At 36.1% G+C, this 9,932-nt stretch carries 8 protein-coding genes; 5 read left to right on the top strand and 3 right to left on the bottom strand.

Annotation, left to right across the window (positions count from 1 at the left end; translation table 11 throughout):
- The 5 genes from R3333_RS09100 to R3333_RS09080 all read left to right on the top strand — a co-directional run.
- Positions 1-186 (top strand): DUF2400 family protein (locus R3333_RS09100; protein WP_318958476.1); only part of this gene is annotated, 186 nt, incomplete at its 5' end.
- A 60-nt stretch (positions 187-246) separates the two neighbouring features.
- Positions 247-2,289 carry a BatA domain-containing protein gene (locus tag R3333_RS09095; RefSeq protein WP_318958475.1) on the top strand — a complete coding sequence of 681 codons (2,043 nt, stop codon included), beginning with the start codon at positions 247-249 and terminating at the stop codon, positions 2,287-2,289.
- 45 nt (positions 2,290-2,334) lie between these two features.
- Complete coding sequence (locus tag R3333_RS09090) at positions 2,335-3,597, top strand: dihydroorotase (RefSeq protein WP_318958474.1); 1,263 nt, start codon at positions 2,335-2,337, stop codon at positions 3,595-3,597.
- Positions 3,598-3,649: 52 nt separating this feature from the next.
- Positions 3,650-4,159 (top strand): class I SAM-dependent methyltransferase, encoded by a 510-nt coding sequence (locus R3333_RS09085; protein WP_318958477.1) that lies wholly within the window; start codon positions 3,650-3,652, stop codon positions 4,157-4,159.
- 27 nt (positions 4,160-4,186) lie between these two features.
- A complete protein-coding gene (locus R3333_RS09080; protein WP_318958473.1) occupies positions 4,187-5,494 on the top strand; it encodes a DEAD/DEAH box helicase in 1,308 nt (435 codons plus the stop codon).
- A 55-nt stretch (positions 5,495-5,549) separates the two neighbouring features.
- On the opposite strand, the gene R3333_RS09075 is transcribed toward R3333_RS09080, so the two are convergent.
- The 3 genes from R3333_RS09075 to R3333_RS09065 all read right to left on the bottom strand — a co-directional run.
- A complete protein-coding gene (locus tag R3333_RS09075; protein ID WP_318958472.1) occupies positions 5,550-7,625 on the bottom strand; it encodes a hypothetical protein in 2,076 nt (691 codons plus the stop codon).
- 108 nt (positions 7,626-7,733) lie between these two features.
- Positions 7,734-8,951 (bottom strand): NAD(P)-dependent oxidoreductase, encoded by a 1,218-nt coding sequence (locus tag R3333_RS09070; RefSeq protein WP_318958471.1) that lies wholly within the window; start codon positions 8,949-8,951, stop codon positions 7,734-7,736.
- 108 nt (positions 8,952-9,059) lie between these two features.
- Positions 9,060-9,932: outer membrane beta-barrel family protein (locus tag R3333_RS09065; RefSeq protein WP_318958470.1), on the bottom strand; the 873-nt coding region annotated here is incomplete at its 5' end.

Below are 9,932 nucleotides of genomic sequence, written 5' to 3'. Positions count from 1 at the left end.
GAACTCATGCTTCCACTTGATGTTCACACCGGGAATGTTGCCCGAAAACTAGGTTTATTAAAAAGAAAACAAAACGACTGGACCGCACTGGAAGAGCTCATGACCAATTTGAGAAAATTCGATAAAACGGATCCTGTAAAATATGACTACGCCCTGTTTGGACTAGGTGCTTTTGATAAGTTTTAAGCAGAGTAGTTTATCGAAGTATGACAGCTGTAATTCGTCAAAAAAATTATCTTTGGTAACATGAAATTTGCGAACCCGGCTTTTCTTTATGCACTAGGCGTTTTAGCCCTACCTATCATCATACATTTATTCAATTTTAGACGCTATAAAACCTTGTATTTTTCAAGTTTGCGTTTCCTTAAAAATGTAGAAGAAAAAACCAGAAGTACGCAAAAACTCAAGCATTTCATCATTCTTTTACTAAGATGCTTGGCTTTTATCTGTTTGGTATTGGCCTTTGCTCAACCTTATATCCCCCTTCAAGAAAATGTGGTCAATAACAAATCCTCCGTTCAAGGAATTTATATAGACAATTCCTTTTCTATGCAGGCTATGGGTATGCAAGGTGAGTTACTCAGTGAAGCAAAAGAATCGGCAAAATCCATTATAAGCGAATCTAAACCCAATACAGAATTCCTTATACTAACCAATAGTTTAAGTGGCATTGAACGTCGAGTTATTAATAAACAAGATGCACTTGATAAGGTAGATAATATTCGCCTCATCCCTGAACGCAAAGTTTTAGAAGACGTTATTAGTTTACATGGCGAAATTATTCAACAGAAAAATGCGGAAGGCCACAATCAACTCATTGTACTTTCTGACTTCCAAGAAAATCAAAGCACTTTACAAAACGTAAGTCCAGATAGTTCAACAGCATATCAACTCATTCAATTACAAGCACAGAACAAAGAGAATATTTATATAGACTCTGTTTGGTTTAGTAGTCCATTGAGAAAAATAAACCGCAACAATGAGCTCAATGTACGCATCAACAATAAGGGAGAAACTGACCTTAAAAATGTAGAGCTAAAACTGGTAATTGGTGAGTATTCCAGAAATATGCTTGTAGATGTAAACGCAAAGGAAAGCACAACTAAAATCTTTAATTATACAGACAATGCGGCTGGAGAAAAATCTGGTTACGTTGAAGTAAATGATCAACAGGTATATTTCGATGATAGATTTTATTTCGCCTACACGGTGAGAAATGAAAATCAAGTTTTAATTGTAAACACAAGTAACTCTTTAGAAAACCCAGCGTGGGTTTATGACACCGATGATTATTACAAGTACAGATCTGTATTAGAAAATCAAATGCAACGTGAAGATGTTCTAGCAGCAGACTTAGTGGTTTTCAATGGTCTCAACACCATTAGTACTGGTCAAATCGCATTATTAACTGATTATGTCAAACAAGGTGGATCTCTTTGTATTATACCTGGAACAAACATAAATACGCAACAATATAACCAATTGCTTTCCACCCTTAAAATGCCAAATTTGGGTCCCTTGAAAGAGAATGATTTAGCAGTAACAAGCATCAATCTAGGAGACAACTTTTTCGATGGAGTTTTCCAACAAAAACCAAACAACATTTCACTGCCAGAAGTTTTTCAATATTACCCATTGATTTCAAATACAGCCTTCAACGCCATTGACCTACTCGGTTTCCAAAACAACACACCTTACTTTGTTAGAAGCAGAGGTGCCAACAAAGTATATCTCTTCGCTGCGCCCCTTCAAAAGGAATACAGTAAACTTATTTCTCACAGTTTATTTTCTACTTTTTTGTTGAGAATGGGTGAATTGTCGCAGCGTAGTAACCCTATGTTTAGTACACTTGGTGAAAGTTCTGTTTACAGAATGCGATTGGAAAACCAAAATGAAACGGCTATACATTTACTTAAAAATGAAATTGACTTCATTCCTCCAGCTATACGCGACAATAACTTTGTTGAATTGAGTTTGGATAACAGGGCCGTACAACAAACCCTAAGTGATGGTATATACAGCATTCAACAAGAAAAGGAATTGGGAAGATTGGCCCTTAATTACAACCGTTTGGAATCTAATTTAGAAATTGCAAACCTAGAACAAATTGAAATTCAGCTCAAAGCAAAAGGCGCAACTAAAGTGAATACGAGTAGCATCGTTAACGCAGAAGAAATCGCACAATTAGATTTAGAAAAACCGCAAACATACTGGCGAATTCTATTATTTTTGTCGCTAGTTTTTTTAATCTTAGAAATGATCGTTATTCGTACGAAAATCTTCAAATAATTCGTCGTTTAAACCTTGTTTCACCCTTATATAAAAAGAGGAAAAATGAAAATATTACTCAAAGCCGTTACAGTAAAAGATCAAGCATCATCTTTTCACAATCAAGTAGTAGATCTTTTAATAGAAAATGATCGTGTGGTTAACATTGAGAAAAGCATTACAGATGATGAAGCTTTGAGTATTGCTGGAGAAAACTTATGTGTTTCTCAAGGTTGGGTAGATATGAAAAGTACCTTCTGCGATCCAGGAGAGGAACATAAAGACGATATTTTTACAGGATTACAAACTGCAGCTGCCGGTGGATATACCCACTTAGGTTTACTGCCTTCTACTACTCCTTCAATTTCAGGTAAGAGTCAAGTAGAATATGTAAAAGCAAAAGCCAACGGGAATGTAGTTTCTCTTCATCCTTTAGGAACAATTACAGAAAACCATAAAGGAGAAAACTTATCAGAAATGTACGACATGTACCAAAACGGTGTACGTGTATTCTCTGATGATCTGTTATCTGTGAATTCTGGAATTATGTACAGAGCCTTATTGTACACTAAAAACTTTGGTGCAACGGTTATGGCTTTCCCTAAAGATCCAAGTTTATCAGGAGAAGGAATGGTGAATGAAGGTGAAGCTTCAACTAAAACAGGTTTAAAGGCAAATCCTACGATTTCTGAAACTATTCAGTTAAGAAGAGACTTACGTTTATTAGAATATACAGAAGGAAGATTACACGTAACGGGAGTATCCTGTGCAGAAAGTGTGGAGTTAATTAAAGAGGCGAAAGCAAAAGGCTTGAATGTTACTGCTGACGTACACGCAAATCATTTAATCTTTAATGAAACTGCCGTTCTTGGATTTGATTCTAACCATAAAGTGAGACCTCCTTACCGAAGAGAAAGTGATAGAGAAGCACTTTGGATAGGTTTAGAAGAAGGAACTATTGATGCCATTGTTGCGGATCATAGACCACACGACAAAGAAGAGAAAGATGTTGAATTCGACAATGCTTCGTACGGTGCTATCACCCTTCAAACTTTATTTGCATCCTTAAATACAACTGCCCCAGAAAAAATTGATTTAGTAGTTGAAAAATTGAGCAAAGGAGCACGTGAAATTTTAGGATTAAATGTAAATTCTATTGAAAAAGATGCGTATGCTGATCTTACGGTATACAGCACTAGTGGGGAAACTACGCTGAATGCTGATACGAATTTATCAAAATCACAAAATTCGCCATTTTTGAATAAAAAATTAAATGGAAATGTTGTAGCTATCATCAATAATGGTAAATTAGCTTACAAAGACATTTAAAATTTTGAAGAAGAAACCCAATTTCCTGAAGCAGTATTTAAAAGAAAAAAAAATGGTTGGTGCTGTGAGTCCAAGCTCACGTTTCCTCGCCAAAAAAATGCTTGAAGGAATTGATTTTCAAAATTGTTCTGCCATTGTAGAATTAGGACCTGGAACTGGAGTTTTTACCCGCAGATTATTAGAGAATTTAAATGAGGATGCAAAGCTTTTTGTATTTGAACTCAACGACGATTTTTACAATAATTTAAAGAACCAACTCAATGATCCTCGTGTAATACTCATTCACGACAGTGCAGAAAATTTAGCACAACATTTAAATGCTCACGGTGTGGAATACGCCGATGTGGTAATCTCATCTTTACCCTTGGCCAATTTCTCTGATGAATTAACGAAATCTATTCTAAGCACGAGTTATAAAAACCTGAAGAAAAAAGGTAAATACATACAATTTCAATATTCATTACAGGCTAAAAACGATATTACACACTACTTCAAAGAAATGCACATCAAGTTTACGGCGTTAAATCTGCCTCCGGCTTTTGTGTACACTTGTACAAAGTAGTCCGCGTTTTTGGCGCAAACTATTTTCATGAATTTAAAAAAAGAACTTTTACAAAGGTTTTCCATTCAACAATATACAGCGCTTCAAGAAGATGCATGGAAGAGTACTTCCAACTATCAAATCGTCATCTCTCCTACGGGTTCAGGTAAAACGATTGCCTTTGTTATCAGAGCGCTTTTACACCTTCAAAAACATCCGAATGCAAAGATTTTAGTGCTAACACCAACCAGGGAGTTAGCGATACAAATCAATGATGTAATCAAGCAAAGTAGGGTTGAATACAGTTCCCTTGCTATTTACGGTGGAAATGAATTTAAACGTGAGGAAAACCAACTTGCTGAGGGAGTAAATTTGGTAATTGCTACACCTGGTAGACTTTTGGACCACATGGATCGAGGAGCTTTACAGGATGTTGAATTCGACATGCTTATCTTGGACGAATACGACAAAATGCTCGAAATTGGCTTCCACAATGAATTGGGGCAAATAGTGAGTTACCAAGATCACTGGAAGAAAATCATATTAAACTCAGCAACTCAAATTGAAGAAATTCCAAGTTTCATCAATCAATACACCTTTGAAACTAAAGATTATACAGAAGGAAATAAACCTAAAATTTACAAGCATTTGGTAATGTATGAACACGAGGACAAATTAGAAGCCTTGAGAAACATTGCCCTACTCCATCCCGAAAAGAAGAAAATCATCTTCACTACACACAGGGAACGTGCTGAAATGGTTTACAAATATTTTCACCTTCTAGAATTCCCATGTAGTTTGTTCCACGGAGGAATGGATCAACGTGAGCGCGAAAGAGAGTTGATAAAATTTGAACACGGTAGCACCACAATTATGATTTGTACAGATTTAGGTGCACGTGGTATAGATATAGACGATATCGAGGAGGTAATTCACTACCAACTACCCATTCAGAATGATAGTCTGAAGAACAATGCAGACACGCACAGAAATGGTAGAACAGGAAGGATGAACAAATCGGGAGATGTATACTACTTGCTAGATGAGAGTAAAGGTATCCCTGATTTCCTACAAGGTATTGAGGAGTTGAAAGAAGAAGCACAAGAAGCAGAAATTTTTGCTCCGTACTCTACCCTATACTTGCCCCTGGGTAAAAAGAATAAAATTAGAAAAATGGATGTTGTTGGTTTTTTCTGTAAAACAGGAGAAATAACTAATAAAGAATTGGGTAAAATCACACTTAAAGACAATTTTACTTATGTGAGTGTATTGAGCTCACACGCCAATAAAGTGAAAGAAAAAGTGGATAATCAAAAAATGAAAAATAAGAAGGTTCGCGTTTCTTGGTGTAGATAAGCAAAAATCCATAGGAGATATAAGGACCTCAATTTGATGGTCCTTTTTTTTATGCCTAATATGCGCCGTTATATCTTCTCAAGAACCATTCTACTGTTAGTAAAGCAACCACAAGAACAAATAGTCCTATGAAATCTATCAAATCTTTATACGTTGAACGCGTATAGGTAATTGGTGTGATATCCCCTCTTTTACTCAGTTCATTTACTAAAGCTTCTTGTTGACCTAGCGTGAAGAATTTCCCTTGAGAATTTGCCGCAATTTGTTGCAACAGCAAGTGGTTTGCTTTCGTATCTAAATCTTCTTTGATTACTGCATTCACTACTAATTCCCCTTGTTTTTCAAAGCTTTTACCATTGAATGTTGCCTGTGCCTTCCAGGTATATTGTCCGGCAGGTAGTTTACCTAAATTCAAATGATATGCTTCTGCTGTTTTCGCGAAGTCATATACATTCTCTTCCTCCCCTTTCTTGAGTACAAATTGAATATCTGCTGCAGTAACCCGTTCTAAATTGTCATTATAAAATTCTGCTTGAATTCGAACATCTTCTAATGTGGAATTCGATCGGGCTAACTTCACTCTTAAATTAGAGGCATCCTTTTTCAATACTAAATATTGGGTAATCTTATCCATCAAACTATTGAAATGCTTGGTAGAATTATTTCTAGCAAAATCAGCAATTTTCCACCTCCAAATTCCTTCACCTGCTATCGTCCCATATTTTACCCCGTTACTTTCATTAAAGAACAACAAAGGTTTCTTAGTGGCTACATTCCCCAAACTTTGATATATAGCAACATCAGTATTGTTGGCAGGAAGCATATTTCCATATTTAACTTGTAAGGGGGGAAATTGAGCCAAGGTTTGAGCTAACTCATCATCTATCACAAAACTAGAGAAAGACTTATTTACCGCTCCCTGAACATCATCCAATTGATTTCCCAGACGAGTTTTAAGTCCTATAGGTAAATCATTGATTACCTCATCACCACTTTGCGTTCCTAATATGAATAGCACAGGTTTATTCGTGGCCATTATCTCTGTCAATTTCTCAGAAGACAAGGTTCCTGGATCGTGTAGAACAATAAGGTCATAGTTGTTCAATGCTCCCTCAACCTTATCAATTACTTTCGCATCTACACTGAGGTTATCATTATCGGATAATGCATTTTTAATAGCTCCCAAATCTGGATGCGGTGCATTACTGGTCAACAGCACCTTATTTCTTCCATCCATTACCTCTACATAAAAATCATAGAAGTTATTTTTAAGGTTATACTCCTCCTCTACACGGGTTAATTCCACCCTGTAGTGTTGGTATCCAATTTGATCTGCATTAAGCGTGAAATCTACCTTCTGACTCGTTAAACCGTCTTTCTCATAACTGATAAACTCTTGCCCTATACGCTTTTCACCTTTATAGATGTTCAAGGCTACTCTTTTTCCTTTCAATTTGCGTGCTTCAACATTGACTGAAACCTGAAATTGATTGTTCAGGAAAGCAATGTCATTGGCCAATACCTCGCGAATGAGTTGATCTGTTTTCTCTATTGTATCTCCTACACCTACCGTGAATACAGGCGTAAGTTTTATTTTTTCAGCACTGTATATTGGATTAATTCCAGCATTGAAATTACCATCAGAATAGAAAATTATCCCACCTATGTTTCGCTGATAATACTTTTCGTATACCCCTTCAAAATAGGCGCTTAAATCACTCTTTTGATTTTCAAAAGCATAAGCTTGCTCCTCTTGTAAGCGACTTCCGTAGAAATTTAAAATTTCGTAATCATGGCCAAATTTCTCTGTAATTGTTGCTTGATACGCATTGATACTCTCCTTTACCGTCGAACTATCCTTGTAATTCAACATCGACTGAGAATCATCTACAATATTGATTAAAATGGGATGCTCTACCCTTTCTTCTTCTGAGGCATACATGATGCCCAAAACCAGTATCCCCAAAAGAGATAATGCTAAAAAACGAAGTGATAGCATAAGGATTACTAAACCTCTGGATAGATCTGACAACCAATCTTTTTTTCTGTAGTACCATAAACTCAGTAGAAAACTCAACGCTATCCACAAGGCACCCCAAATCAAAGGAATTTCGGTAATCAGTTTTTGCATAAGAGTAAAGATAAGTTTCCTCCTTTATTGGTCAAGTTAAAAACCGAAAATTTGCGCATAAAAAAAGTCCCCAAGCAAAGCTGAGGACTTCTCTAAATATTTAAAATCTTACTCTTCGCCTTTTACGTAAGCTTCTAAGTAAGCGAATTTCTCTGTTAACTTGCCCTCTTTCGTAGTTTCGGAACCTCTACCAATAATATCAGTTGGGTCTTCTTCTAATAGAGCAGGTAAAATAGCCTTCATTAATTCTTTCCCGAAGTCTTCTGAAGCATCTCTTGGCAATTCACATGGCAAGTTATCTACAGCCATAACCGCTACAGCATCCTCATCCATGAAGTCTACCTCTTGCTCCGTTTCAGGATTGTAGCCATAAATAGGATCTGCAATTGTAGATGGACGTATTGTTGAAGCTACAGGACCGTCAATATCACAAGAAATATCAGCAACTACACTTGTAACTACATCTTCATTCTTCATATCCTCTCTCGTAAATAAGAAAGGCGCGCTTACGTGATAGTAATGACAAGCAATGTACATGTGAGCATGTGCCAAGTATCTTGGGAAAGTACTTACGTGTCCACTACCATCTTTGTAGAAAGCATGCTTATCAAACTCAGAACCATCAGCCTTTGCGTTGTACTCATCTACATTTAACTGTGTGAATACAGGTTCTGTAAATTCATTATTTAAAAACTCTTCTGAGCTTACTTCTTTAATCGGTAACAAAGCCATGATTTCTCTCGCTCCGTATCCAACTCTACCGTAACCCGTAAGAACGATTTTCATATTGTTCGGTAAGTTTACTTTTGCTAACTCACCTTCCATCTCTGCTCTATCAAAGCATTGATTCGCCGGTTTTAAATCGTAAAGCTTATGTTTTAAACCAAAGGTCCTAAAACCATTATACGCTCCCACAATTCCAGCATATCTACCAAAACCAATCAAACGCATGTTGTTTTCGTCTGTGAGTACCTCATAGTCTGTTAACTGAATCTTTTTATCTAAGATTGCATTTAACAAGGCTCTATTGTAAGGCTGCTTCTTGTAGGTGTGTGAAAAGAAAAAGAAGTGTTTGTTAGGTATCAAATCTTCTTTGTTTACCTCTTTCACACCAAAAATCACATCACAATCTGAAAGATCTTCTTGAAGTTTCACTCCTAGAGCTGTATAGTCTTCATCTTTAAAAGCCCTAATAGAACTGGGTTGAACTACAACTTCTACGTCTTTAAAACGCTCCATTACTTCAACACATTTCTTTGGTGTTAAGGCCACTCGCTTATCTGGTGGTACCTTTCCCTCTCTTAGGACTCCTATTTTTGTTGCCATACTCTCTAAATAATTTCCAGCAAAAATAAAAAGATGATTCGAATAAATACGACACACCCGCATTTAAAACGCGGGTGTTGAGATCTAATTCATATTCGTTTGGTTTTGTTAAAAGTCGAAACCTTCACCACCTCCAGTAGGCATGTCTTTTCCTCTTGACATTTCAAGCTTACCAAACTTGTAAGAAATATTGAAACGCAATCTTCTACTTTGCCACTTATACTCTGAATATTGTTGAACATCTGGTTGGTCTATCCAAATCACAAAACCTTTATTATTAAAGACATCTTGTAATTGTAAACCAAGGGTTAATTTCTTGTCAAAAAATCTGCGATTTACAGAAATATCTATACCTCTTTTTGGTTGAATGTATCCTTGAGCTGTAATACGCTTCGCTACGTAAGAAGTAGTTAACTGCACAGTAGTTGTGTTTTTAAATAAATCTATAGTAGAGTTCAATTTCACATTCCAGCTAAAACCAGCATTATTAGTAACATTTTGAACAGAATTGTCTTTGTACTGTGTACCGTAGGCATTGAAAGAAATAATATTTTTCCAAATTTTAAATGGTCTGTATACCCCTACCATTTCAATACCGTAATTGTATTTCTCACTTAAATTCACAAACTTAACCGCACTAGTACCATCATCGTAAAATTCTTTAATACGTTGAATCACATCTGTAGTATGTCTAAAGTAAGCAGTTGACGAAAAATTCAATTTCTTCCAATCTTGTAAAACACCTACTTCATAAGAATTAATGTATTCTGGATTCAAAGCCGGGTTTCCAACTCTTAAATTCAAGGGATCTGAATAATTCGGGAAGGGATTTAAGTTCCTTGAATTCGGTCTATTTATTCTTCTCGAATAAGAGGCTGTTAACTCTAATTTCTTCTTTAACTTATACGTGATGTGTGCGGACGGGAAGAATGAAAAATAATTATTCTCGTAATTTTCATTGGTCGTTAATAAACGAGGACT

Origin of the sequence: Lishizhenia sp. (assembly GCF_033720595.1) — a bacterium.
Lineage (GTDB): Bacteria > Bacteroidota > Bacteroidia > Flavobacteriales_D > Crocinitomicaceae > Lishizhenia.
This window is presented reverse-complemented; position numbering and strand designations above follow the sequence as displayed.

Excerpts from the sequence above, each read along its gene's own strand:
- R3333_RS09070 (WP_318958471.1), bottom strand. The coding sequence starts at position 8,951 with ATGGCAACAAAAATAGGAGTCCTAAGAGAGGGAAAGGTACCACCAGAT.
- R3333_RS09095 (WP_318958475.1), top strand. The coding sequence starts at position 247 with ATGAAATTTGCGAACCCGGCTTTTCTTTATGCACTAGGCGTTTTAGCC.
- R3333_RS09080 (WP_318958473.1), top strand. The coding sequence starts at position 4,187 with ATGAATTTAAAAAAAGAACTTTTACAAAGGTTTTCCATTCAACAATAT.
- R3333_RS09085 (WP_318958477.1), top strand. The coding sequence starts at position 3,650 with ATGGTTGGTGCTGTGAGTCCAAGCTCACGTTTCCTCGCCAAAAAAATG.
- R3333_RS09075 (WP_318958472.1), bottom strand. The coding sequence starts at position 7,625 with ATGCAAAAACTGATTACCGAAATTCCTTTGATTTGGGGTGCCTTGTGG.
- R3333_RS09090 (WP_318958474.1), top strand. The coding sequence starts at position 2,335 with ATGAAAATATTACTCAAAGCCGTTACAGTAAAAGATCAAGCATCATCT.